Below are 24,873 nucleotides of genomic sequence, written 5' to 3'. Positions count from 1 at the left end.
GAGTGAAATCAGTTGCTTGGCTGAAATCCTTATCCTTGGAAAGTTTTAAGCTTAAAAAAACATTTCTGCTTTTTATTAAAGGAGTGAGCCAATGGCTGTTTACAGTTTTGAAGAATATAGATTCAAACCATTTATCGATGAAGCTATAGGCAAGCTGGGTTTCCGGCAGCCTACATTGATTCAAAGAAAAATGATCCCTCTTATATTGAAAGGACAAAGTGCCATCGGCCAATCGCAGACTGGATCAGGAAAAACACATGCGTTTCTGTTGCCTATCATTCAAAAGATTGAGCCTTCGAAACGTCAAGTTCAAGCAGTGATTTTGGCCCCTACAAGAGAACTGGCGAGTCAAATTTATCAGGAAGCTTTAAAAATCACTGAGGCCAATGAAGGGGAAGAAATTTCAGTTCGAAACTTCACAGGCGGAACGGACAAGCAGCGAACAATTGAAAAGCTGAAACAGCAGCCGCATATCGTAATCGGTACTCCCGGACGGATTTATGATCTTGTTAGAGAACAGGCGTTATTCGTCCATAACGCTTCCATGCTTGTGATTGATGAGGCTGATCTTATGTTTGACATGGGCTTCATTCATGACGTGGACCAGATAGCAGGAAAAATGCCTGAAGGTCTGGAGATGTATGTCTTTTCTGCGACAATACCTGAAAAGCTGAAACCTTTTTTAAAAAAATATATGGAAAATCCCATATTTGAACATGTGACACCAAGCCGATTGGTAGCCGAACAGATTGAGCATGTTCTAGTTCCTTTGGGTAGCCGGACTAAAACAGATCTTCTCGGTCAATTATTTCATGCCATCAATCCTTATCTGGCTATCGTTTTTATTAATACGAAGCAGATGGCGGACCAAGTAGCTGATCAATTAACAGGTCACGGGTTCAAAGTCGGAAGAATCCATGGAGGCCTAACTCCGCGTGAACGAAAGCGAATGATGAAACAGGTCCGCGACTTGGAATATCAATACATCATCGCGACAGACTTGGCAGCAAGAGGCATTGATATTCCAGGAGTAAGTCATATTATTAACTATGAACTTCCGAAAGATTTGGATTTTTATATTCACCGTTCCGGCCGAACTGCGAGAGCCGGTAATCAAGGTGTCTCCTATACAATATATTCACCGTCTGATGAAGATGCGATTGTTCGTCTGGAGAAAATGGGGATTCAATTTGGCCATCAGGATGTGCGTGGTGAAGAGTGGGTTGACCTTCCTGATCGAAACAGGAGAAAAAACAGAATGCAGCTTAAAGAAAAAGAAAGCGGCACGTCCAAAATATATGTGCGTAAGCCTAAAAAAGTAAAACCAGGCTATAAAAAGAAAATGGCCTCTGAAATTGAAAGGTTAAAAAAAAGAGAACGTCGTCTTCAAAGAAACAAAAAGAAATAATAGCTAATCAATGGAGAGGATGAGCTAGGTTGTTAAAAATAGGATCTCACGTATCGATGAGCGGAAAGAAAATGCTCCTTGCATCAAGCGAGGAGGCAGTTTCTTACGGTGCTAATACCATGATGATCTATACAGGGGCACCGCAAAATACAAGAAGAAAGAAAATTGAGGAGCTGAATATTGATGCTGGTACACTTCATATGAAGGAACATGGCATCAATGACCTGATTGTACATGCACCTTACATTATTAATATTGGTAATACAGTCAACCCGGCTACCTTTGAGCTTGGTGTTAATTTCTTAGGGACGGAAATTGAGCGGACGACTGCACTGGGAGCTAAGCAAATTGTTCTTCACCCAGGAGCTCATGTGGGCGAGGGAGCTGAAAAAGGGATCAGCAAAATCATTGAAGGATTAAATGAAGTACTGACAGCAGACCAGGAGGTCCAAATAGCTTTGGAAACAATGGCTGGTAAAGGCTCTGAGTGCGGTCGTTCATTTGAGGAATTGGCCCAGATCATCGACGGTGTGACACATAACGAAAAGCTGACTGTATGTTTCGATACATGTCACACCCATGATGCTGGCTATGATATTGTGAATGACTTTGACGGTGTTTTAGAAGAATTTGACCGCCTGGTCGGAGTTGACAGGATCAAGGTCGTTCATGTCAATGACAGCAAGAACGAACGTGGTGCCGGCAAAGACCGCCATGAAAACATCGGTTTTGGTCATATCGGTTTTGATGCTCTTGATTACATCATCCATCACCCGCAGCTTTCAGAAGTACCAAAAATATTGGAAACTCCTTATGTAGGAGCAGATAAGAAAAATAAAAAAGCGCCTTATAAGCATGAAATCGAGATGATTAAAGGTCGGCAGTTTGATACTGATCTATTGGAAAAAATAACTGGGGAATTGACTGTAAACTAATGTGTAAGCCTGCAAAAGCGGGCTTTTTCTTTTTTGTGTCTGCTATTTGGTAAATTGGATGAATAACTGATTCACTTCCTTGGCTGTTTTCGGCCCTGTTATTTTTGCGATTTCTCGAATGATTTTTGACCGGACATTGTCATCAAACAGGTCGAAATTTTTTCCGCGCATATACGCAGCGATTTTTTCTGCCTGGCGGGCAGTCAGTTGGATGTTGAATTCGCTACTGTATTTCATCAAATCATCAGCGGTAATCATATTAAGCTTATAATTCACCATATTTTTGATCAACTTCATGTTAAAAACCTCCTTACCCAATACTTATGTGTAAGGCCAGTCTACTGTGACATGAAAAAACAGCTCAATCATTTACAAAAGCGGAGAGTTCCTGTATACTTTTTACTTGTAAATAGGAATGATTCCTATTAGTAAAGGAATGGATAATCAATGAGTAATGAAAATGTGATAGAAATTAACAATGTGAGCTTTCAGTATGGTCGTGAAATCGTATTGGATCACATTCATTTAACTGTTCCAAAAGGTTCCTTTTTGGGGATTGTCGGTCCTAATGGTTCTGGAAAATCAACTCTCCTGAAACTCACTCTTGGGTTACTAAGGCCTGACGACGGTGAAATTTTATTATTCGGTGAAAAACAATCACGATTCAAGCATTGGGAACGCATCGGTTTTGTTTCCCAAAAAGCGAATTCCTTTAATACTGGCTTTCCGGCAACAGTGTTTGAAGTTGTGGCAAGCGGATTAACAGGTAAAATCGGGTTATTCCGTTTCCTCCGTTCCAAACACAAAATGGAAATCATTCAAGCAATCGAGAAAGTTGGCATGAAAGAATTCATGAACCGAAAAATTGGTGAGCTTTCTGGAGGACAGCAGCAGCGTGTCTTTATCGCTAGGGCAATTGTTTCTCGTCCTGAAGTACTTATTCTTGATGAACCGACTGTTGGCGTAGATGCCCAAAATGTTCACTCCTTTTACAAGGTTCTAAAATCTTTGAAGGAACAACTGGGAATCACGCTGTTGATGGTTTCCCATGATGTAGATGCATTGTTAAGCGAAGCTGATCATGTAGTTTATTTAAATAAGCGTGTACAGTTTTATGGTGATGTAGATGAATATAAGAGTATAAGAGGCGAAAGGTTTTCCATGGTTGACCAGCACGGTTCTTAGATTAACTTCATTCAGTAGAAGTTTCCCACTTCTGTAAGTGGTGAGATGAATGCATGTTCGTTTTCCATTCAGTGTGGGTTCAAACCCCGACTGGTTAAAGTTAAGCCTCCGCGGAGACATCAGATTTTCAGAGGAAATGTATCGAGCGGAGGTCGATAAAATCTGGGTGCAATACGCTAAGGCGCATTTGATTGAAGGTGGATGTTGATTTTGATTACAGCGATATATCAATATGAATTTTTACAAAATACTTTTATTACCGGACTTTTGATCGGATTGATCGCACCATTGCTCGGAACCTTTTTGGTCGTACGAAGGCTTTCACTCATTGCTGATGCTTTGAGTCATGTCACACTATCAGGAATTGCAGCAAACCTTTATCTCAGTAAAACGACTGTTCTATTCGCAGGACTTAATCCACTTTTTTTCGGCATGGGTTTTTCCGTGATTGGCTCTATATTAATTGAACGTCTTAGGACTGTCTATTCGCATTATCAGGAGCTCGCCATTCCGATCATTTTATCCGGCGGTATCGGGGTAGGTGTCATTTTTATATCCCTTGCTGACGGGTTCAACACTGAATTGCTGAACTATTTATTCGGAAGCGTTAGTGCGGTGTCGAGAACGGATTTATGGGTAATTGCTGCTATAAGCATTTTTGTGATTGGCATCGTAATTTTTCTCTACAAGGAGTTATTTTTACTATCTTTTGATGAAGAACATGCGAAAGCTTCTGGTATCCCATCTAAAGTGATTCATTTTATTTTTATCATTATGATTGCACTTGTTATTGCTGCTTCTATGCGGATTGTTGGAGTTTTACTTGTTTCTGCATTGATGACTTTGCCGGTTGCAGCGGGAATGAGGGTTGCGAACGGTTTTAAAAAGACGATTTTGATCTCGATTCTTTTTGGCGAAACAGCCGTGATCGGCGGACTGGTCAGTGCTTATTACCTTGATCTTGCGCCGGGAGGAACGATTGTTGTCATTTCCATTGCTATATTACTCGGAGCTATTCTTTATAAACGTATCTATCATAAAGTACAGCTGAAATTTCATTGAGGTGATATCATGCATATTACTGAAGCCATACAAATGGTAAAAGACAGTGGATATAAATTGACGGATAAAAGGGAGCAGATGCTAGGAATTTTTGCTGCCAATAATAAATACCTAACTGCTAAAGAAATTTTGGAATTCATGCAGGGTGATTATCCAAGAGTGAGCTTTGATACGATCTACCGGAATCTATCTCTATTCCTGGAGCTTGGTATCCTTGAGGCTACAGAGCTTGCTGGAGAGAAGCACTTCCGTTATACATGTGGAAATGAAGAGGGACACCACCATCATTTCATTTGTTTAAAATGCGGGCGCTCCAAAACAATTGATGCGTGTCCAATGGCTTATGTCACAGAGGATTTGCAGGGGTATGATGTAGCGGATCATAAATTTGAAATATACGGGAAATGTCCGAAATGCAAAAAAGAAGCTGTCAGTTAAGCTTCTTTTTTTATTTTGCTTTCGAAAATATTTTCAACCCAATTTTCAGCTTCATGCCAATTATGAACTCTAATGACATTTTTGGGGGAAGGTTTCCGGTTATATGGAGTATCAAATAAAATGACGGGGATGCTGAGCTCTTCTGAAATAGCAACAGCATTATCATGCTTATCTTCAAAAAATAGTTCGACATCATGCTTTTTGGCGGTAGAAATCTTGTCGTGTGATCCGATCAATTCAATATGGTGAAATGTTAGTTCATGTTGTTTGAACCAGGATTCGGTCACTTCAAACAATGCATTTCCTCTTGCGCTGATAAAGTATAACTCGTGCTGATCTCCCCATTTCTGAAGAACCTGCTTGGCGCCGGCTGCGATCGGGGATTCCGCATATATTTTAGGCTCTGTATTAATGAACCATTGATATAATGCTTCTTCGGGAATGTCCAAGCACTTAGTGAGCTCGTATTCTGTTAGGTCATCCAATGTGATATTTAAATTAAACGATTCATTTATGAAAGGTATTAAGGACGTAGGGGATGTTACTGTTCCATCAATATCAATGCCAAACCTTCTTTGCATACAAAATAACTCCTTTAAAATGTTGTTGTCCAAAACTTTAAGATTACATTTGTATTGTAACATAGATTCCTTCTTGTCAGATAGCGGATGAAAAGAAGGAAAGGGAGCACACTAATAATGACTGAAAAAGTGAGAAGGAGGTTAGGCTGGTGAAACAGCAACCAGGCGAAAAAGATAGTTTCAAGAAGCCTGATGTTCATAATTTTGAAGAAGAGACCGCAGCGGAAATCTCGCCAGATATTGGTTGGGGGGATGTAAGGGATATTGGATTTTCAGTTTCTGATTTTGCAGGCTACGCTGCCCTGCTCATAGGCGTGCTATCTTTCTTTTTCATGCCAGGGCTGATGGGATTGATGGCTGTAGTTCTTTCAGCTGCTGCGCTCGGCCAAGGCAAGTATCTAATAGGAGGATGGGCCATGGCCGTAGCTTTGCATTCCCTTGGATGGTGGTTTTTAATCGTTCCATACATGTAAGGAATTTAAAAACGCAAACTCCTGTTTATCGTCGCAAAGCTAGTTAGTCGCTGAAGAAGGCGTAGTTTGCCTTCCGCAGCGAGTGACTTATGATCTTGAGTAGATGGCACTCGGCAGGCTTAGAACGCGACATCCTGTCGCTGCGCTTGCACTAGCGCGTCCTGTGCGTCGGCAGGCTTAGCGCGACATTCTGTCATTTTACTTGCACTAGCGCATCCTTATGCGTCGCAACCAGACAAAAACAATGAGTCAAAACGAATTGATGTTGTCTTATTTATCATAGGAAGGAAAAGGGAGTCCGCCAGTCGATAGGTTCTGACATATCACAACCTGATAAATAAGTTATACTCAAGCATAGATTTTTACTTCCCTATACCCAAAATAAAAGCACGGTCGTTTGACCGTGCTTTCACTTTTATATATTTTGCTTTTCGGATTCTTTTTTCTCTGCCTCTTGCTTTTTAAAGTATTCTTCTGCCATTATATCGATTTCTTTTTTTAGTTCTTCAACCATTGTTTCTTCAGGAACCTTTCGGACGGTTTTTCCTTTTTTGAAGAGGAGCCCCTCGCCGCGTGCGCCTGCAATTCCAATATCCGCTTCACGTGCTTCCCCAGGTCCGTTTACTGCACAGCCAAGGACTGATATTTTCAGTGGTGCTTTGATTTTTTGGATATACTCTTCCACTTCGTTTGCGATACTGATCAAGTCAATTTCAATCCGACCGCATGTTGGACAAGAGACGAGTGTTGCAGCATTGGAAATGAGTCCAAAGTCCTTTAACAGCTCTCTGGCCACTTTGATTTCTTCAACAGGGTCTGCGCTTAAAGAAATTCTCATCGTATTCCCGATGCCACGGCTTAAAATAGCACCAAGACCAGCAGAGCTTTTTATCGTCCCTGCGAATAATGTTCCGCTTTCTGTAATCCCGAGATGAAGCGGATAGTCAAAGGCCGCTGCTGCTTTTTCATATGCTTCGATAGCCAATTTCACATCAGAAGCCTTTAATGAAACGATAATATCGTGAAAATCAAGGTCTTCAAGTATTTTTATATGGTGTAATGCACTCTCTACCATACCATCAGCTGTTGGATAGCCATATTTATTTAAAATATGTCTTTCCAGGCTTCCGGCATTAACGCCAATCCGAATTGGAATTCCTTTTTCTTTTGCTGCTTTTACAACTGCTTCCACTTTTTCTCTTTTTCCGATGTTGCCCGGGTTGATCCGGATTTTGTCCGCACCGCCTTCGATGGCTATCAATGCAAGACGGTAATCAAAATGAATATCAACAACCAACGGAAGGTTGATTCGTTTTTTGATTTCAGAAATGGCATTTGCCGCTCTTTCGTCAGGGCAGGCAACCCTCACAATTTGGCATCCCGCTTCTTCAAGGCGCCCAATTTCTTTTACTGTGGCATCCACATCATGTGTTTTGGAAGTCGTCATGCTTTGAATGATAACTTCATTACTGCCGCCAATTGTTAAGTTTCCCACTTTTACGGGGCGTGTTTTGGAACGATGTATGATAGTACCCAAAGGTCATTCTCTCCTTTATTAAATATAGAGACGCTTGTCCCTATTTTAAATCGAAACAGGTATCTTACCCTGTTTATTGTATCAAGCTTTGCTTATGCTTGACAACAAATTGACTATATTTAGTCATCTTGTCGGCTATAGACAGGAAATTTATATTCCTTATTGGTTTGTATTTCATTCGGCTTCACACCATTATTTAATTTCTGAAAGTCTTGAATCAACTGATCGATTGGAACAGGGAGGGAGCCATGATAAATTGATTCTGCTATCGAAATGACGGTATCTCCAGACTTAGCTTTTTTTTCTTCATAGGGCATGATGTGAACCGGTGCAGATTGAGTTGAGCCGTTCATTTCGGATGAAGCAGTGGCGGCTTGGTCAATATGCAATGTCCCTATTTTTAAATCGTAATAAATGCTGTACATCAAAACAGCAACTGTGATGATTACTGCGACTTTTTTCAACTAAATCCCGCCTCTTTTATCAAGATGTCCCATATATATGCGACTGAGACGGGCTTTATTCGTTGATTAGTTTCTTCTTTTGGGCTTAGGAATAGCCCGGATGGCAGCCAGCATAATTCCGACCACGATGATTAGGGCTACTAGGAAGAAATAAGTCTCTTTAACTTTAAACAGATGAAGTAAACTGAAAATGACCACTGGCAGTGTAGCGCTACAAGCTGTCAGTCTCCAACTCTGCCTATATGGAAGCTTTCTTTCCATTCGTTTTGCAATGGGCTCTCCAATGCTTGCCAAAATGGTGATGGCCAAAAAAAGAAGTCCGGCATTGAAAATGTACGCAGCTACAGCAACAATTATAGTCATAAGTGTTTTTGATCCAGCATCTGATCCGGTTACTCCATAACCATTCATAAAATCATTGAAGATTATATTGTAGAAACCGCCGAGAGATAAGAAGAAAGCTAAAATAAATACAAGTTGAATCGACTTGCCGATTGTCAAAAACCTGTATTTAGCAATTTCTTTTGGTGAGTACAGGCTTTTGAAAAAAATAGACATGAGTGTAACATTTCTCAAAATCTTCACGTCCTTCAGTTACGTATATTAATTATTGTCGTTCTTCAAGTGGATGGATTCAAGCTTTTGTAGAAAGTTTGACAAAAAAGTCGAAAATAGGTTTACATAATATTATTTTTGCGTATAAACATATGTAGATGATTGTTAACAAGATGGGGGCTATGGAATATGGACATACTTTATTGGACGATTATCGCAATCATGATTGTATTGGCATTTGTTGGACTTGTTTATCCCGTCATACCGAGCGTTCTGCTATTAGTGGGTGCTTTTCTGTTGTACGGAGTCTTTTACTCTTTCTCGTCACTGAATCTTCTTTTTTGGATGATTCAATTGCTGCTTGTCGTCTTGATTTTCATTGCGGATTATTTGGCAAATCTTTTAGGAGTCAAAAAGTTTGGGGGGTCCAAGGCTGGAATATGGGGTAGTACGATCGGTCTGCTTCTGGGACCATTTGTTATACCGGTTGCCGGTATTTTGATAGGTCCGTTCATCGGAGCTGTTGCAGGAGAAATGCTGGTTAATCGTACGGAATTTAAATCCGCTATCAGGATCGGAGTAGGCTCTGTTCTTGGGTTTATCGGAAGTGTCATAACGAAAGCTTTCATCCAGCTTTTTATGGTCGGATATTTCTTATTCTTGGTGTTAAAATAATCAAGCATAAAATTTGAATGCTAAATTAATATTTGATACTCTTATGATGGAATACGATTGAATCGTTTAATGATTCAAAAAATTACATAGGAGGAGATTTAATCATGGCATACGAATTACCACAATTACCATACGCTTATGATGCATTGGAGCCTCATATCGATAAGGAAACAATGAATATTCACCACACAAAGCATCATAACACATACGTTACAAACTTGAATAAAGCTGTAGAAGGAAGCGATTTGGCAAACAAGTCTGTAGAAGAGTTGATTGCTAACTTGGACGCTGTTCCAGAATCAATCAGAACTGCAGTACGCAACAATGGCGGTGGCCACGCTAACCACTCTTTATTCTGGAAACTGCTTTCTCCACAAGGTGGAGGAGAGCCAAGCGGCGACTTGAAAGATGCTATTGAAAGCAAATTCGGCAGTGTTGAAAAATTCAAAGAACAATTTGAAGCTGCTGGTGCTGGTCGTTTCGGTTCAGGATGGGCTTGGTTGATCGTTAATAACGGTGAATTAGAAATTACAAGCACACCTAACCAAGACAGCCCGATTATGGAAGGTAAGAAGCCGATTTTAGGCCTTGACGTTTGGGAGCATGCTTACTATCTGAACTACCAAAACCGTCGTCCAGACTACATGAAAGCATTCTGGAATGTAGTTAACTGGAACGAAGTTCAAAAACTATTTAACGAAGCAAAATAATTGGATATAATCACAAGTCAGATCACCTGTAATAGTGGGTGATCTTTTTTGTTATTGAAGGCACTCCAGTCTGTACGTCGATAATCAGGCGATTTTGCTTTTCCTAGTATAAAACATTTCCTTTCACAAAAAATAGTTTGTGTAAAGGAGTTCTGTCATGGTGAAAAAATTATTGGGAAAAGTGGAAGTGGAGAAGGACCTAGCGCTGCTCCTTCTGATTGGCGGCCTTTATTCGCTCAGCATCGCTCTGTCCAATACGTTTGTAAATATTTATTTATGGAAGCAGTCGGGAAAATTCATGGACTTGGCCCTTTACAATTTAGCGATTGTTTTTTTTCAGCCATTGACTTTCATATTGGCCGGAAGATGGGCAAAAAAAATTGACAGAGTGATTGTGCTGCGAATTGGAGTAGCGTTTTTGGCACTCTTTTTTTTGGTTGTTTTGATTTTGGGAGAAAAAGCACAAGCCCATTTGATGTTGTTGGGAAGTTTGCTCGGGATAGGCTATGGGTTTTATTGGCTTGCATTTAATGTTCTTACATTTGAAATTACAGAGCCTGAAACACGAGACTTTTTCAATGGTTTCCTTGGAACTCTTACTTCAGCCGGTGGAGTGATCGGGCCAATTTCTGCAGGTTTTCTTATTACCAGGTTTACATCTAACATTGGTTATACCATCATCTTTGCAGCTTCTTTGGCCTTGTTTGCATTGGCGGTTATTATCAGCTTCTTTATAAAAAGAAGGCCCGCGAAGGGTGTCTATTGCTTTGTACGGGTGTTGAAGGAAAGAAAAAATAATGAAAATTGGAAGCTTGTAACAAATGCCCATTTTTGGCAGGGATTCAGGGATGGCACTTTCATTTTTGTCATATCCGTTTTTGTTTTTATTTCCACAGGAAGCGAGCTTGCCTTGGGAACTTTTGGTTTAATCAATTCTGGACTTGCGTTTATCGCTTATTGGCTTGCTGGGAGGTTGATTAAAAACGACAAAAGGAAAAAAGCCATGCTTTTGGGGGGACTGCTTCTGTATTTGTCGGTTTTTTTGATTGCTTTTAAAATGACTTACCCGCGTTTGCTTATTTATGCCGCTGCCATAGCTATCGCATATCCGATCATGCTTGTTCCATACTTTTCCATGACGTACGATGTTATTGGAAAAAGTTGGAAGGCCGCTGAAATGAGGATAGAGTATATCGTTGTTAAAGAATTGTTTTTAAATTCAGGCAGGGTCGTTTCAGTATCAGCTTTCATAGCGGCTATCCTGTTCTTTGATGAACAAAAAAGCATTCCCATCTTATTATTAATCATTGGTGCTGGGCATGGAATAGCAGCTTTGCTACTTCAAAAAGTAAAAATAACCCTTTCTCCATAAACTTTTGTCATCTTTTTTTCTAACTCTGTAGAAAAATGGTGATTTTTCTTTTACAATAAGAGATACGGATGAGGAGAAAGGGCTGTAAAGATATTGAATAACAATAAGGAAAAAAAGAAGAAAACCCATGTTCCTTTCAGAATGAACATGCTGTTTTTTATTGTCTTTTTGTTATTTTCGCTGTTGATTCTCCGTCTTGGAGTAATTCAGATTGTATACGGTGAAGATGCGAAGCGGGAAGTTGAGCGGACGGAGGATATTACTGTCAATAAATCAGTTCCCAGGGGAAAAGTTTATGATCGAAAACACAGGCTAATTGTGGATAATGAGCCACGAAAGGCCATAACGTATACGATCCCAAACCAATTTGACCAAAAAGAGACGTTGAAAACTGCTAAGGCATTGGCCAAATTAATTAATAAAGATACGGATAAAATTACGGAGAGGGATAAAATTGATTACTGGCTCATGACTCACCCAGATGAAGCTGCTAAAAAAGTCAGCAAAGCTGAGCTTGAGAAATATAAAGACAAAGCGGATAAATTGTATAAGCTTCAGCTGGAGCGTGTAACGAAGGAAGAAATTGCTAGTCTTACACAGGAAGACTTGGAAGTATTGGCCATATACCGCGAGTTTACGGGTGGATACGCCCTTACCCAGCAAATTGTTAAAAATGAAGATGTATCAACTGAAGAATATGCGAAGGTAAGCGAAAGGCTCGCAGAACTTCCGGGTGTTGATACAACGACTGACTGGGAACGAAAATATGCTTACGAGGATACGTTGAGGTCTATTTTAGGCAATGTAAGCAATGGGTTGCCGAGTGAAAAAACGGATTATTACATGGCACGGGGGTACAACAGGAATGACAGAGTAGGAAAAAGCTATATTGAGCTTCAATATGAAGATGTGCTCCGTGGCCAAAAGGAGAAAGTCAAAAACATTACTCGATCCGGTTCTGTTATAGAATCCAAAGTGCTCCATGAGGGGCAGCGCGGAAAAGATCTTGTTTTGACCGTCGATATGGAGCTTCAGCATGAGGTAGACAAGATTGTTGAGGAAGAATTGCGTAAAACGAAAATGAGGGGCGGTACGGGTCTCCTTGATCGGGCATTTGTTACGTTGATGGACCCGTATACCGGGGAAATACTGGCGATGTCTGGAAAGCAATATGCTTATGATGAAGATGAAGGAAGGTATAAATTCAGCGATTTTGCTGCTGGAAACTTCACAACATCATACGTTGTAGGGTCGTCAGTTAAAGGGGCGTCCGTACTTACCGGATATATGACAGGAGTAATTACACCTGGAAACAATACTATGTTGGATGAACCTCTTCTAATTAAAGGATCTGCATCTAAAAGTTCTCACTTTAACAGAGGTGGATATGTTTATTTAAATGATCACACAGCACTAGTGCGATCCTCGAATGTATACATGTTTAAACTGGCTATTGCTATAGGCGACGGTCAATATAGGAGAAACCAATCCTTGATCATCGACAAAGAAAAAGCATTTCGGGAAATGCGGGAACATTTCAGTCAGTTTGGACTTGGAATCCGTACCGGAATCGATTTGCCTGGAGAACAGATTGGATTTAGGGGAGCTGTAGAAGAGGCTCATGGAGGTAACGTTCTTGACTTTGCGATCGGTCAGTATGATTCATATACGCCGCTTCAGCTTGCCCAATATGTCTCGACCATCGCTAATGGCGGCTATCGGATGCAGCCGCATATTGTGAAGGAGATTAGGGATCCAGGAGAGGACAAAGAAGAAATGGGGCCGCTCGCTCAGGAAGTCCAGCCAAAGGTGTTGAATCGAATTAATGCCGAAGATTCTTGGATTCAAAGAGTACAAGGCGGTTTCTGGGGTGTTTTTCATGAAGCGAACGGAACGGGAAAAGCCTTCGCAAGTGAACCATACAGTCCTGCTGGAAAAACAGGAACAGCGGAAACGGTCGATAGAGGGACCGGCGTCTGGAATTTGTCTCTTGTAGCCTATGCCCCATATGAAAATCCTGAAGTCGCAATGTCGATCGTTGTACCATCTGCATATGTCAAAGGCGGGTCTCCAAACAATATCAACTCTGATATTGGTAAACGAGTGCTCAAAGCTTACTTTGATTTGAAAAACAAGAAAGATGATGCAACTTCTGAAGAAACAAATGAGGATGTAGAAGAATAAGAATAATGAACGTACACAACAATAAAGCAGGCTCTAAAGAGCCTGCTTTATTGTTTATCAGGAAGATTTCCTGTGATTGTTTCAGCAATTTCCTGCATTCCCATTTCATTGGTCAGTTTATAATCGCCAATTTGGATGGATTGCTGCCATTTCTTTGCTGACAAATAATCATTGAATTCATTTGCATCTTTGATGATTTTAGCCTTTTCCATTTGTTTGCTCACTTCTTTTGAAGTCATGCCGTCATTAATATACAAATGCATCGTTTTTACAGCTGTTTTTTCTGGAGGTGTAGCTTTTTTCTTTTTTAGATCTTCGTATTTTTGTTTCCAGTGCTCGACTTCTTGCTCAAGATCAGTATAGGTTGTCTTCTTTACCTCGATATATCCTTTCTTTGGAGGAGTTGCGGCCGCTTCACTTTTTGTTTGGAAGTTTTTGATTCCGATAAGAATGACTGCGACAACAAGCAATATGGATGCTAGCAGCCTGGTTGTTCGTCTGTCCATCAACTCATCCTCCTGGCAGCAGAAGTCTCAGAATCAATGATTTTTTTAACCATCTGCGGAGATAGGGAAGACTGCTTGGAAATCTGCTGCAAATCGATGCCTTGCTGATGCAGCGCCAGTACTTGATTTTTTAAAACCTCGTGCACGATAGGCCTTTCTTCTGTTAATTTGTTATGTAGTGGGTGGACGATCTGTTTTTCGAGGAGCAGTTCTTCTTCAAGAATCCCAATCCTTTTTTTAAGGTTATGGTAGTCCTGTAAAAGGCTCATCGATAATTCCTCAAACTCTGCTTCAAGCTCGCGCGCCTTATCTTTTTGAAACAAAGAAATGATGAAAAGCAACAAAGATGCTGACAGTAAAATAATAATAGCTATATTCATGGTTCACCTCGGATAAAGTATACATTTCCTTTATAACATAAATAGGATTTTTCGGCTATGCCTTTGGTCGTGCGTTCGTGTATTTACTGTAACAAATTTCAAGTTTAACAATTCTTTTTTGACAAATACAGACTGGCAATTCATTTAAAATAATGATATTATATAAAAGTCCTAAGTATAGTGAAGAATGCCATGAAGTTTGGAGGGATAGACATGCGTGTAAACATTACATTGGCTTGCACTGAGTGCAATGATCGCAATTATATTTCAACAAAAAACAAACGTAATAATGCTGACCGCCTTGAGCTTAAAAAATATTGCCCAAGAGAAAAAAGGGTTACATTGCATCGTGAAACAAAATAATGACAAAGAAGCCAGGACACTGAATATACAGTGTAACTGGCTTTTTCTGTATTTAAGATAAATATAATAAATGCTTAAACAGTGGTTGCAAAGCTTTTTTCAATTCTTTAATGCTGGAAGTTTATGAAATACCAACGCCAGCTTCTAGTATCCGATCCTATAAATGGTCAGATGAATACATATTGGCGGATGCCGCAGATTTTAGAGGGAATTTATCAAGCGAAGTTTGGAAAAACACCAAGGCGCATTTGATAGCACTTTCCTTCAAGATTTTTTTACATGAATTTACATTATTTGATGAGGAGCGGTGTTCTTGGACAAGAAAATCTTAAGAAACAATATGAGCACTCAACTGAAGGCGATGGACCGAATGACATATGAGCAACTCTCTTATATGATAGTCTCTACACTAATTGAAACAGATGTATGGAAAAATAGCTCTACAATTGGTTTAACAGTTTCCCGTTCGCCAGAGGTAGATACGTGGCAGTTGATCCGCCAAGGCTGGAAGCAAGGGAAAAAGATTGTAGTACCAAAATGTATTCCATCAACAAAAGAGATGTCTTTTCGAAATATATCCGATTTTACAGAATTAGAAGACTCCTTTTTTGGCCTATTTGAACCGATTGAGTCCCAGACAGATGAAGTTCTAAAGAATGATATTGATTTATTGGTTGTTCCAGGCCTGATTTATAATAGAAAAGGTTATCGCATTGGTTTTGGCGGAGGATATTATGATCGTTTCTTGGACGGTTTTTCAGGCCAGACGGTTTCACTTGCGTTTTCTAGGCAACTAACCGAAGAGTTGCCAATTGAAGAACACGATATACCTGTTAACAAAATTATTACTGAAAAAGAAGTGATTGAGTGCAAAAGCAACCAATAGATGAATAAAGACTCCTAACTTTCGAACACTAAAGAGAAGGAGGAGTTGCATATGAGAAAATTCATCACAACTGTTGTGTTGCCGATTGCGGCAGTGACCATAATTTATAAATGGCGTTATAGACTTTTGAACATTCTCTTGGACAACGATTCGATTAGAAGGGTGAGCGTAAGGACGGCTATGGGTATCCCTGGTGTACGCTCTCGTCTGCTCAGCCGCGTATTCAGGAGCTGAAAAGACCTTAAGGGTCTTTTTCTTTTTTTATAGTAAGCAGTATTCTGTTCAAATTTTGATTTTATATATCTACGATATACAGGAAGTACTGATGCAAGCAACGACAGACGTGGCGCACTGAGCCTGCCGATGCACAGGACGGGCTAGTGCAAGCGTAGCGACAGGATGTCGCGTTCTAAGCCTGCCGAGTGCCATCAGATTATGGGCTACTCGCTGCTGAAGGTAAACTACGCCTTCTTCAGCACCCATTTAGCTTTGCGCCGATGAATAGCACTCTCCGCATTTCTTTTTCCTTTATCTCGTTGGAGTCTCTATTGTCTAGTTGCAGACGGAAGGGGCTAGAGGTCGCTTTTAGACAATCCAATAAAGTCAAAGAAAGACTTCAATGGATTGTCCTCCGACGGACAGGATGTCTAGTACCGCCGGCGCCACAGGACGTGGGCCGCCCTAAACGCCGTTTTCCACATTTCAGCTCAGGCTGTATGTCGATGAACACGCCCTAGCGCTTTTGTTCTCATTCTCCAATCCTTTACATTTCTTTTCATGTTTCGCTATAGTAAAATAACAGCAATATTGCTGAACGCACATAAAGCAGGGAAGGAGATAAATCTTGGCGGAACGTGAGCACTATTTATTTTGGCAGCTGATCAATTATTTTGTAATAGAACAGGATTATAGACTGATACATATCAACAGAGAGGAAAAAGAAGCATGGCTTGAGACTGTCGGCCATAAAAAGCTTGATGTCATCCGAATTCTCGTACAGGATATTGACTGGACGAATTGGTTGAAGAGGGATATCATTCAAACGGGTTTAAGAGCAGCTGGGATTCGAAAACACCTGATGAAAAGGGAAGTAAATGTGCTGAATATTTATGTCACAGAACATACCCCAGTGGATGATTATGAGCACGCGATTCAGCACCCATACGATACTGAAAATGGAAAAGCTCATATCCAGACGATTCTGATGGCGAAAGAAACAGCGAACGATGCCATTTACCGAATGAACGAAATGCTTAACAGTCATTTTCAAACCCAAGCAATGGAAATTTATGATCCGGCGCTTACAAATGAGTTAAGACAATCGGCTATTCAGAAAACAAAAAGAAAGCAAGAAGAAGAAAAGGAACTTTTTGAATATGGAAAGCCTTTTTTTACCTATCTTTTCATAGCGGTACAGGTTTTGATGTTTCTTATTGTAGAAAGCAGCGGTGGCAGCACTAATGTAGAGACTCTTATTAAATATGGAGCGAAATATAACCCGTTGATATTGACGGGAGAATGGTGGAGATTTTTCACCCCTATTTTTCTGCATATTGGTCTGTTGCATCTTCTGATGAATACACTAGCGTTATACTACCTGGGAATGGCTGTTGAGAAGATTTTTGGGCGCTTTCGATTTTTGTGGATATATTTATTTTCTGGTTTTACTGGTTCAGTGGCGAGCTTCGTTTTCACGAATAATTTGTCTGCTGGAGCAAGCGGTGCTATTTTCGGATGCTTTGGAGCTCTTTTATATATGGGAGTGGTGAATCCGAGGCTTTTCTTCCGAACAATTGGAGTCAATGTCATTGCTGTGATTATCATTAACCTCATTTTCGGTTTTACCGTTCCCGGTATCGACAATGCGGGTCATATCGGTGGGTTGATCGGAGGCTTTCTTGCTACGGGTATTGTCCATTTCCCCGGCAAAAGAAAATGGGGACTGCAATTTGTCTCATTGCTTGCGGCAGCGTCTGCAGTTTATTTCATGCTGAATTGGGGCTATCATAATGACCGTCCTGATACAGAGAATGAAAGGGCGCAGGGACAAATTGAAAATGGTGATTATGAAGCAGCATACGAAATCCTCTTGGGCTTGGTTTCGGAAGGAGAGGTAGATGCCAACAGTTATTTTAAATTGGCATATTCGGAAGCGCATCTTCAAAAATATGAAGAAGCCAAAAAGCACTTTAAAAAGGCCATTGAATTAGAGCCTGATTTTCATGAAGCGCATTTCAATTTAGCGTCGATTTATTATGAACAGGGCGATATCGAAGCAGCTAAAAAACATGCTTCTAAAGCAGAAGAAATATCGGACCAAGAAAAATATCGGGATTTTTTAAAGGAAATAGAATAATAGTATCAAGGTGATAAGATGAATTCCGTCTATGACGTACAGCAATTACTAAAGAAATTCGGTATTTTTATTTATATTGGAGATAGGCTGGCTGATTTGGAGATGATGGAAGCCGAAATCAGAGAATTACACGCTGAAAATTTGATTTCAAAGGAAGACTTTCAACACTCCATTTTACTGCTCAGAAGGGAAAGGACCAAAATACAGGAAGATCGACATAAAAATAAAAAATGAAGGGGAGCCGAGAGATTCCCTTCATTTTTTATTGTTTTTCACAAAAATGTCACTTGAATTTGAAAAAGAAGGAAACTTTTTTGCCGTTTGGAACGTCTAAAGTAATGGGAGTCAGCATACGTTGTCTCTATGTATGGGGGCTTCGTCCAATCGGGAGTAAGTTGATTTTTTAAAAGAAACATATTATGATAATGCATAGCGCTATCATGGTATTTCAATAATTTGGCAAAAATCAAGCACCATATAGCAAGCGGGGGGTAGGGCTATTGAACAGGTTTAAGATCGAAAGGATTTCTCTACCGGTTTTAGCGGCTGTCATGCTCTGGATCAAAACATACGTTGTGTATAAAACAAGCTTCAATATTAAAATTGAAAATGTCATGCAGGAGTTAATCCTGTTCATTAATCCCTTGAGTTTTTTGCTGTTCGCTTTTGGGATTGCATACTTTTTTAATTCGGAGAAAAATAGAAATCGCTATGTGATCATAACAAGCTTCATTTTAGGGTTTATCCTATACGCAAATGTGGCTTTTTACCGATTTTTTACCGACTTTATCACATTGCCGGTGCTATTCCAAACAAGCAACTTTGCCGATCTTGGGGACAGCGCATTAACGGAAATACATTGGTACGATATCGTTTATTTCTTAGATATCATCCTTCTGCTTTTATTTATGAAATATAAACGGAAGCATAAGGAATTTGAGCCTATGCGAAAAGTTAAACGTCGAGCGTATTTCCTTGTGGCAGCGGCCTTGCTTTTTCTGAATATCGGACTGGCGGAAACTGAACGTCCTCAGCTTTTAACAAGGACATTTGACAGAGAAATGCTTGTGAAAAACCTTGGAACATACAATTACCATTTATATGATATTTTTCTTCAATCAAAATCATCCGCACAGCGGGCGATGGCTGATGGCAGTGAATTGGTCGATATTGATAACTATGTCAGAGCCAATTATGTTAAGCCGAACAAAGATATGTTCGGGATTGCGGAAGACAAAAACTTGATTGTTGTCACACTGGAATCGCTTCAGAATTTTGTTATCAATAATGATGTGTACGGCGAGGAAATAACTCCATTTTTGAATGATTTTATAAACGACAGTTATTACTTTGATAATTTTTATCATCAGACCGGTCAGGGGAAAACATCAGATTCTGAGTTTTTGATTGAAAACTCTTTATATCCGTTAAGCCGCGGAGCAGTTTTCTTTACGCACTCAGGCAACGAGTTGGACTCTTTGGCACAGAATTTGACTGATAAAGGGTATTATACATCTGCCATGCATGCTAATAATAAAAGCTTCTGGAATAGGGATATCATGTACAAGTCCATTGGGTACGATTATTTTTATTCCGCCTCGGATTATGATATTACCCCGGATATTTCAGTTGGGTGGGGAATGAAGGACATCCCATTCTTTGAACAGTCAGTGGATCTGATGAAAGAAATGCCAAAACCTTTTTACACGAAAATGATCACTTTGACAAACCACCATCCATTCAGATTGGATGAGGAAGACAAGTTTATTGATGAGTTTGATTCAAAAAGCGGCACCTTGAATCGGTATTTCCAGACGGTCAGGTATATGGATGAAGCAGTCAAAGGGTTCATTCAAAAGCTGAAAGACGAAGGCTTATATGATAATTCCATCATTGTTATGTATGGAGATCATTATGGGATTTCGGAGAATCATAATGAAGCAATGGCGCAGTATTTGGGTAAAGAGGTCACTCCTTTTGTTAGTGCCCAGCTTCAGCAGGTTCCAATGATCATCCATATTCCAGGTGTAACTGATCAGGGCAAAGGGAAGGTGATATCAAAGGTAGGTGGTCAAATCGACCTCAAGCCGACGATATTACATTTGCTTGGAGTGGATACAAAGAAAGCTATTCAATTTGGTGAAGACCTGTTCTCTGACCAACATCATGATTTTGCGGCCTTCCGTGACGGGCGTTTTGTAACGAAGGATTACGTATATGCCGATAATACTTGTTATTCAAAAGAGACGGAAGAACCAGTTGAGGCATCTTACTGCGAACAGGATAAAGAAAAAGCGAGATTAGAGCTAGGTTATTCGGATAAAATCATTTATGGTGATTTGCTGAGATTTTATGAATCATCTAATTATAGAAACGACACTGTAGAATAAGGAGAGCTCCCCTTTTTGGGGAGCTTTCTTTGTGTGATTAGAACGCGGTAACAAGTTTTAGGAAGCAAGGCAAGATAATGGCAGTAAGGTATGAATCTGGGTCAATGCTACAAAGATAAACGTTGCTCTGCTTAAAGGGCTGTGCCTTACTTGTAAACAGTCTCAGATTGCGACGTCCTATCGCTTTGCCAGCACTGGTACGTCCCTAATCTTAACAACCTGTCGTTTCAGTTGCACCATTACCAGCGTCTCAGATTGTGAGTACTCTGTATGCTAAGAGGACAGGTGCGTCAGTGCAGAGGGAAATACATCCCCAGTGATCTTATAAAACAGAAAAAAGCAGAGATCGTATGATCTCTGCTTTTTTTGAGTAGTTATTCTGGAAATCCTGATTTGATAATTGTCATGACCGCGAAGAAGCCAAAAACTGCTACAGTTCCGAACGAAAAGATGAAACCTAGAACACTTCTGTTTTTCAATGTGCCGATCAAAGCGAAAATAGCAAGAATAGCAACTAAGCCAAATATAATAGCTGTTCCCATGTATAAAATCTCCCTTCCGATACGAAATAATAAGGAATAAAAAGACTATGTATGAAAATATACGGCTCTTCCATATTTTATAGTTTTTTCGGCTATTTGTCGAGTTTCAAAAGTGACACTTCTTTGACTTATGTTATAGGATACCCTTAATCGGCTTATTTATCCATATGTGTTTCTTTAGCGTGTTTTCCTATGTTAATGGTAAACTGAATGTACGTAAAAGTGAAAGGAGCATGCAAATGGAATGGAAACAAATTCCTCTGGGACCGTTGCAGACAAATTGTTATTTGCTTTATGATAATGCAAAACAATGTATTGTCATTGATCCGGGTGCAAGTGGTGAAGCTTTAATCGAATACATTGAACAGGAAGGGCTCAAACCTTTGGCTATTTGCCTCACCCATGCACATTTTGACCATATTGGGGCGGTAGAAGAAGTACGGAACCATTGGAATATTCCTGTATACATACATGAAAATGAGAAAGAATGGTTGTTGAATCCCACGCTGAATGGTTCTGCTCGTTATCCGATGGAACCTATTGCCGGACAACCTGCAGATCATTTATTTCAGGAGGAAGGTACTTTAACTGTCGGGCCGTTTACAATGCAAGTATTAGAAACCCCTGGGCATTCTCCAGGAAGCGTTTCCTACTACTTAAAAGAAATAGAAACTGTCTTTTCAGGTGATGCACTTTTTAACGGGGGCATTGGAAGAACAGATTTGTTTGGCGGGGATCACGCAACCCTCATTGACAGTATCCATCATAAACTACTGAGTTTGCCGGATCATACAATTGTTCTTCCAGGCCATGGATTTTCAACCACTGTGGAGAACGAGAGAGCAAGCAATCCTTTTTTATAGAGTAAGAAAAAAGTATAAAGTCAGCTAAAATATTTAGTTCGAATCAATTTTTCTATGTCCAGCTACGACGCATAGGATGTGCTAGTGCGAGAGAAGCGATGGGGGTGTCGCTGAACTGAGTCAGCCGATGTACAGGGCGTATAAAGTGCAAGCAAAGCGACAGGATGTCGTGTTCTGAGCCAGCCGACGTACAGGACGTACAAGTGCAAGCGAAGCGACAGGATGTCGCGTTTTGAGCCAGCCGACGTACAGGACGTACAAGTGCAAGCGAAGCGACAGGATGTCGCGTTTTGAGCCTGCCAGGCGCCATCGCAAGGATCAAGTCAAATTGCTGAGGAACTGCCTCATCAAAATTTACCTTGCGTTTTTCTTAATAATAACAAAAAAAGCTCCCGGAAATGTCCGGAAGCTTTTTTTTGTTGTTACGACAGTCCGCCGCCAGGCGGCATGATGAACAGGGTATAGTATGTAAAACCAGCAAAGAATACAGTCAGATATGCGCCAAACACATACATATACATACGTTCTGTCAGATTCAAATAGCCAAGCAACACAAAGAATCCTGTTTGACCGAGAAAGAGTAAAGCAGTCTTATCCATTCCTCCAAGGAAAAACATAACAGTAAATATTGCAGTCCAAAAACCCATTACTCTGTACATGCGATCCATAAAGAATCCCTCCTTTGCAGCATGTATTCCATCAAGTTCTTATTATAAAGGAAAAACAGCAAAAATGTAAATATATTCATGGCTATGTTTGTGTCCAATGCGTGATAAAACGAAAGGATTATTTCATATGATACCCTTTTTCCTCCATTATAAAAACTAAAAGATTTATTTTTTAAGGAGGAATATGACTGCCTATGTCGAATAGGGTATGTTAAGAACTCAAAAGGTGGTGTTTTATGCTACATGACAATTGAAAGAACAGCCGACTTGCTCATCTCCCAGGCTGTACGGCTAAACGCTTCTGATATCCACATCATTCCGCGGCGTCAGGACTACCTTATCAAGCTCAGAATCCATGGTGAATTGACTCAACATGGCAATCTTCCACCCATTGCAGGAGAAAGACTGATCTCCCATTTGAAATTCATGGCCTCCATGGATATTGGTGAAAAAAGAAAACCCCAGAGCGGTTCCTGGCAAACACATATCAGCAATACTTCAGTAGCCCTTAGAATCTCCACATTGCCATCCACGCTTTATAAAGAAAGTCTGGTCATTAGAATCTTTCCACAAAAACACTCTCTTTTCCTAGAAAAAATGTCTCTGTTTCCCCACAGTATTATCCAGCTTATATCATTGATGTGTCATTCACACGGCATGCTTATCTTTACTGGCCCGACCGGATCAGGGAAAACTTCAACAATCTATTCGCTTGCAGAGTACTGTGCATCCGAATTAAATCGCAATATCATCACCTTGGAGGATCCCGTTGAAAGGCAGAGTGATCAGTTTCTGCAGATGCAGGTGAATGAAAAAGCCGGTATTTCCTACCAAACAGGATTGAAGGCGGTACTGAGGCATGACCCTGATATTATATTTGTCGGAGAGATTAGAGATGCTGAAACGGCTGAAATTGCTGTGCGGGCTGCGATGACAGGGCATCTCGTCTTGACAAGTATGCATACGAGGAATGCGGAGGGAGCAGTATATCGCTTGCTGGAGTTCGGGATCAAACCTCTAGAAATTGAACAAACCTTAATCAGCGTGGCTGCACAGCGACTTGTTTCCCTATTATGCTCTTTTTGCGGGCCTAAATGTTCAAAGTATTGTGCTAGTGGTGATCAAATCAAACGGGCAGCTGTTTTTGAGATATTAGAAGGAAAGAGGTTGGAAACGGTTATTCAGATGGCGAGGGAATCCGCAGACAAACATGTTATTGAACATGCACAGTCATTAAGAAGATTGATTAGAAAGGGGATTGCGCTTGGATATATCTCTCATGAAGAATATAGCCGGTGGATTATTCAAGAACAGGAAGAAACTGCTCCTGAAAGATCAGGGCTTTTTTCTAACCAAAATCAGTGAAATGCTTGAGAAAGGTTTCACATTGAGAGAATCTCTCGATTTTTTAGGGCGCACAAATGAAGGGAGAATGGGCATGTTTCAGTCAATGACTCATGCCTTACAGTCAGGGCAGCCTATTTTTGAAGTGTTTTATAAGGAGGGGTTCGACCATCAGGCATGCACACAGCTTTATTTTGCGGAAAGACATGGCTATCTTGTCGCAGCATTGAAGGAATCCGGAGAGTATCTTCAACGCAAGAATGATCAACAAAAAAAACTTATCCGCCTTCTGCAATATCCGGTCATACTTGCAGTAGCTTTAATCATCGTAAGTTTACTACTTCAAACACTTCTTTTACCACGATTTCAAATGTTTTATAACTCCATGGGATACGAGCCCAATTTTACCCTAAGCATATTCCTCCATATCATGCAGACTTTTCCCATTTACTTTTTGTTCATTATGATTGCAGCTTTAATTGGCGGCACCTATTTATTTAAATCTTTGTCCGAAAAATCTGCTTTGGAAAGAGCTGCGTTTTTTTCCCGAATTCCGGGCATCCAAACATATTATAGGCTCTACCAAACCGTATTTTTGGCAAGAGAATGGAGCTTTTTATTAAAAAGTGGTTTTTCCATCAACGAGATTATCCAAATCATGCAAAAACAAGAGTTTCATCCGCTATTAAAAGAGTCCGCTGTTGAAATTAGGGATATGCTCACGTTCGGATATTCCTTCTCTGAGGCTGTATCCAATCTTGGGTTTGTGGAAGAAGAGTTGATGGTTATTGTTGCACATGGGGAGAAAAACGGAAAGCTTGAAGGCGAATTAATGTTCTACAGCCAATTTTGTCTGCAAAGACTGGAAGAAAAATTTCTAAAGGCATTTCTATTTATTCAACCCTTGGTGTTCGCTTTGATTGGTTTGATGGTCATTGCTATTTACTTATCGATATTCTTGCCGATGTTTGAAGTCATTGACTCAATCTAAAAAAG

General features: G+C 40.3%; 27 protein-coding genes. 18 read left to right on the top strand and 9 right to left on the bottom strand.

The genetic code is table 11. The features are described 5' to 3' along the window. Nucleotides 1-91: 91 nt before the first annotated feature. On the top strand, nucleotides 92-1,408 hold the full coding sequence (locus H9631_RS00675) for a DEAD/DEAH box helicase (RefSeq protein ID WP_191809330.1): 1,317 nt from the start codon (nucleotides 92-94) through the stop codon (nucleotides 1,406-1,408). A gap of 29 nt (nucleotides 1,409-1,437) precedes the next feature. Beyond that, a complete protein-coding gene (locus H9631_RS00670; protein ID WP_191809329.1) occupies nucleotides 1,438-2,343 on the top strand; it encodes a deoxyribonuclease IV in 906 nt (301 codons plus the stop codon). Nucleotides 2,344-2,385: 42 nt separating this feature from the next. Here the strand turns inward: H9631_RS00670 and H9631_RS00665 are convergent, their stop codons facing one another. After that, on the bottom strand, nucleotides 2,386-2,640 hold the full coding sequence (locus H9631_RS00665; RefSeq protein WP_191809328.1) for a DUF2624 domain-containing protein: 255 nt from the start codon (nucleotides 2,638-2,640) through the stop codon (nucleotides 2,386-2,388). 150 nt (nucleotides 2,641-2,790) lie between these two features. Here H9631_RS00665 and H9631_RS00660 point away from each other — a divergent pair, with 150 nt between their 5' ends. From H9631_RS00660 to H9631_RS00650, 3 genes are all read left to right on the top strand, one after another. Then, the gene (locus tag H9631_RS00660; RefSeq protein ID WP_191809327.1) at nucleotides 2,791-3,528 is read left to right on the top strand and encodes a metal ABC transporter ATP-binding protein; all 738 of its coding nucleotides are present in this window, start codon (nucleotides 2,791-2,793) and stop codon (nucleotides 3,526-3,528) included. Between the two features lie 210 nt (nucleotides 3,529-3,738). Then, entirely contained in the window at nucleotides 3,739-4,590 is an 852-nt protein-coding gene (locus tag H9631_RS00655; RefSeq protein ID WP_191809326.1) for a metal ABC transporter permease, read from the top strand. 9 nt (nucleotides 4,591-4,599) lie between these two features. After that, nucleotides 4,600-5,028, top strand: coding sequence for a Fur family transcriptional regulator (locus tag H9631_RS00650; RefSeq protein ID WP_160705481.1), 429 nt, complete (start codon nucleotides 4,600-4,602; stop codon nucleotides 5,026-5,028). On the opposite strand, the gene H9631_RS00645 is transcribed toward H9631_RS00650, so the two are convergent. Further along, the gene (locus H9631_RS00645) at nucleotides 5,025-5,609 is read right to left on the bottom strand and encodes a 5' nucleotidase, NT5C type (RefSeq protein WP_191809325.1); all 585 of its coding nucleotides are present in this window, start codon (nucleotides 5,607-5,609) and stop codon (nucleotides 5,025-5,027) included. The genes H9631_RS00650 and H9631_RS00645 overlap by 4 nt on opposite strands. 149 nt (nucleotides 5,610-5,758) lie before the next feature. Between H9631_RS00645 and H9631_RS00640 the strand changes: the two genes are divergently transcribed. Next, complete coding sequence (locus H9631_RS00640; RefSeq protein ID WP_191809324.1) at nucleotides 5,759-6,082, top strand: hypothetical protein; 324 nt, start codon at nucleotides 5,759-5,761, stop codon at nucleotides 6,080-6,082. Between the two features lie 415 nt (nucleotides 6,083-6,497). On the opposite strand, the gene ispG is transcribed toward H9631_RS00640, so the two are convergent. The 3 genes from ispG to H9631_RS00625 form a co-directional block, all read right to left on the bottom strand. Next, on the bottom strand, nucleotides 6,498-7,619 hold the full coding sequence (ispG, locus tag H9631_RS00635) for a flavodoxin-dependent (E)-4-hydroxy-3-methylbut-2-enyl-diphosphate synthase (RefSeq protein WP_225220771.1): 1,122 nt from the start codon (nucleotides 7,617-7,619) through the stop codon (nucleotides 6,498-6,500). Between the two features lie 119 nt (nucleotides 7,620-7,738). Further along, entirely contained in the window at nucleotides 7,739-8,083 is a 345-nt protein-coding gene (locus tag H9631_RS00630) for a hypothetical protein (protein ID WP_191809323.1), read from the bottom strand. Between the two features lie 66 nt (nucleotides 8,084-8,149). After that, on the bottom strand, nucleotides 8,150-8,659 hold the full coding sequence (locus tag H9631_RS00625; protein ID WP_191809322.1) for a DUF1189 family protein: 510 nt from the start codon (nucleotides 8,657-8,659) through the stop codon (nucleotides 8,150-8,152). A 168-nt stretch (nucleotides 8,660-8,827) separates the two neighbouring features. Here H9631_RS00625 and H9631_RS00620 point away from each other — a divergent pair, with 168 nt between their 5' ends. From H9631_RS00620 to H9631_RS00605, 4 genes are all read left to right on the top strand, one after another. After that, nucleotides 8,828-9,313, top strand: a complete 486-nt coding sequence (locus tag H9631_RS00620) for a DUF456 domain-containing protein (protein WP_191809321.1) — start codon at nucleotides 8,828-8,830, stop codon at nucleotides 9,311-9,313. A 104-nt stretch (nucleotides 9,314-9,417) separates the two neighbouring features. Beyond that, the gene (gene sodA, locus H9631_RS00615; protein WP_191809320.1) at nucleotides 9,418-10,023 is read left to right on the top strand and encodes a superoxide dismutase SodA; all 606 of its coding nucleotides are present in this window, start codon (nucleotides 9,418-9,420) and stop codon (nucleotides 10,021-10,023) included. 157 nt (nucleotides 10,024-10,180) lie between these two features. Continuing rightward, the gene (locus H9631_RS00610; protein WP_191809319.1) at nucleotides 10,181-11,395 is read left to right on the top strand and encodes an MFS transporter; all 1,215 of its coding nucleotides are present in this window, start codon (nucleotides 10,181-10,183) and stop codon (nucleotides 11,393-11,395) included. A 141-nt stretch (nucleotides 11,396-11,536) separates the two neighbouring features. Then, a complete protein-coding gene (locus H9631_RS00605; RefSeq protein WP_191809464.1) occupies nucleotides 11,537-13,579 on the top strand; it encodes a peptidoglycan D,D-transpeptidase FtsI family protein in 2,043 nt (680 codons plus the stop codon). A 47-nt stretch (nucleotides 13,580-13,626) separates the two neighbouring features. On the opposite strand, the gene H9631_RS00600 is transcribed toward H9631_RS00605, so the two are convergent. Then, the gene (locus H9631_RS00600) at nucleotides 13,627-14,085 is read right to left on the bottom strand and encodes an endolytic transglycosylase MltG (RefSeq protein WP_191809318.1); all 459 of its coding nucleotides are present in this window, start codon (nucleotides 14,083-14,085) and stop codon (nucleotides 13,627-13,629) included. Then, nucleotides 14,085-14,465 carry a helix-turn-helix domain-containing protein gene (locus H9631_RS00595; RefSeq protein WP_191809317.1) on the bottom strand — a complete coding sequence of 127 codons (381 nt, stop codon included), beginning with the start codon at nucleotides 14,463-14,465 and terminating at the stop codon, nucleotides 14,085-14,087. Before H9631_RS00595 ends, H9631_RS00600 begins: the two co-directional genes overlap by 1 nt. 213 nt (nucleotides 14,466-14,678) lie before the next feature. Between H9631_RS00595 and rpmG the strand changes: the two genes are divergently transcribed. The 5 genes from rpmG (at nucleotide 14,679) to H9631_RS00570 (ending at nucleotide 20,460) form a co-directional block, all read left to right on the top strand. Beyond that, nucleotides 14,679-14,828: a 50S ribosomal protein L33 gene (gene rpmG, locus H9631_RS00590; protein ID WP_018705928.1), complete on the top strand. Its 150-nt coding sequence runs from the start codon at nucleotides 14,679-14,681 to the stop codon at nucleotides 14,826-14,828. Between the two features lie 307 nt (nucleotides 14,829-15,135). Continuing rightward, nucleotides 15,136-15,714 carry a 5-formyltetrahydrofolate cyclo-ligase gene (locus H9631_RS00585; RefSeq protein WP_191809316.1) on the top strand — a complete coding sequence of 193 codons (579 nt, stop codon included), beginning with the start codon at nucleotides 15,136-15,138 and terminating at the stop codon, nucleotides 15,712-15,714. An 844-nt stretch (nucleotides 15,715-16,558) separates the two neighbouring features. Continuing rightward, nucleotides 16,559-18,070 carry a rhomboid family protein gene (locus H9631_RS00580; protein WP_191809315.1) on the top strand — a complete coding sequence of 504 codons (1,512 nt, stop codon included), beginning with the start codon at nucleotides 16,559-16,561 and terminating at the stop codon, nucleotides 18,068-18,070. Nucleotides 18,071-18,088: 18 nt separating this feature from the next. Further along, nucleotides 18,089-18,304 (top strand): YqgQ family protein, encoded by a 216-nt coding sequence (locus H9631_RS00575; RefSeq protein ID WP_191809314.1) that lies wholly within the window; start codon nucleotides 18,089-18,091, stop codon nucleotides 18,302-18,304. 266 nt (nucleotides 18,305-18,570) lie between these two features. After that, nucleotides 18,571-20,460, top strand: coding sequence for an LTA synthase family protein (locus tag H9631_RS00570; protein WP_191809313.1), 1,890 nt, complete (start codon nucleotides 18,571-18,573; stop codon nucleotides 20,458-20,460). Nucleotides 20,461-20,834: 374 nt separating this feature from the next. On the opposite strand, the gene H9631_RS00565 is transcribed toward H9631_RS00570, so the two are convergent. After that, the gene (locus H9631_RS00565) at nucleotides 20,835-21,002 is read right to left on the bottom strand and encodes a DUF2759 family protein (RefSeq protein WP_191809312.1); all 168 of its coding nucleotides are present in this window, start codon (nucleotides 21,000-21,002) and stop codon (nucleotides 20,835-20,837) included. Between the two features lie 239 nt (nucleotides 21,003-21,241). Here H9631_RS00565 and H9631_RS00560 point away from each other — a divergent pair, with 239 nt between their 5' ends. Beyond that, on the top strand, nucleotides 21,242-21,865 hold the full coding sequence (locus tag H9631_RS00560) for an MBL fold metallo-hydrolase (protein WP_191809311.1): 624 nt from the start codon (nucleotides 21,242-21,244) through the stop codon (nucleotides 21,863-21,865). A 422-nt stretch (nucleotides 21,866-22,287) separates the two neighbouring features. Here the strand turns inward: H9631_RS00560 and H9631_RS00555 are convergent, their stop codons facing one another. Further along, nucleotides 22,288-22,533, bottom strand: a complete 246-nt coding sequence (locus tag H9631_RS00555) for a DUF2626 domain-containing protein (protein WP_120114974.1) — start codon at nucleotides 22,531-22,533, stop codon at nucleotides 22,288-22,290. A 243-nt stretch (nucleotides 22,534-22,776) separates the two neighbouring features. On the opposite strand from H9631_RS00555, the gene comGA reads away from it, so the two are divergent. Together comGA and comGB are read left to right on the top strand one after the other, a co-directional pair. Further along, a complete protein-coding gene (gene comGA / locus H9631_RS00550) occupies nucleotides 22,777-23,898 on the top strand; it encodes a competence type IV pilus ATPase ComGA (protein WP_191809310.1) in 1,122 nt (373 codons plus the stop codon). Then, nucleotides 23,813-24,868: a competence type IV pilus assembly protein ComGB gene (comGB, locus tag H9631_RS00545; RefSeq protein ID WP_191809309.1), complete on the top strand. Its 1,056-nt coding sequence runs from the start codon at nucleotides 23,813-23,815 to the stop codon at nucleotides 24,866-24,868. The genes comGA and comGB overlap by 86 nt, the downstream gene beginning before the upstream one ends. Nucleotides 24,869-24,873: the final 5 nt, after the last annotated feature.

This window comes from Bacillus norwichensis (assembly GCF_014836955.1).
GTDB classification, from domain to species: Bacteria; Bacillota; Bacilli; order Bacillales; family Bacillaceae_C; genus Siminovitchia; species Siminovitchia norwichensis.
This window is presented reverse-complemented; position numbering and strand designations above follow the sequence as displayed.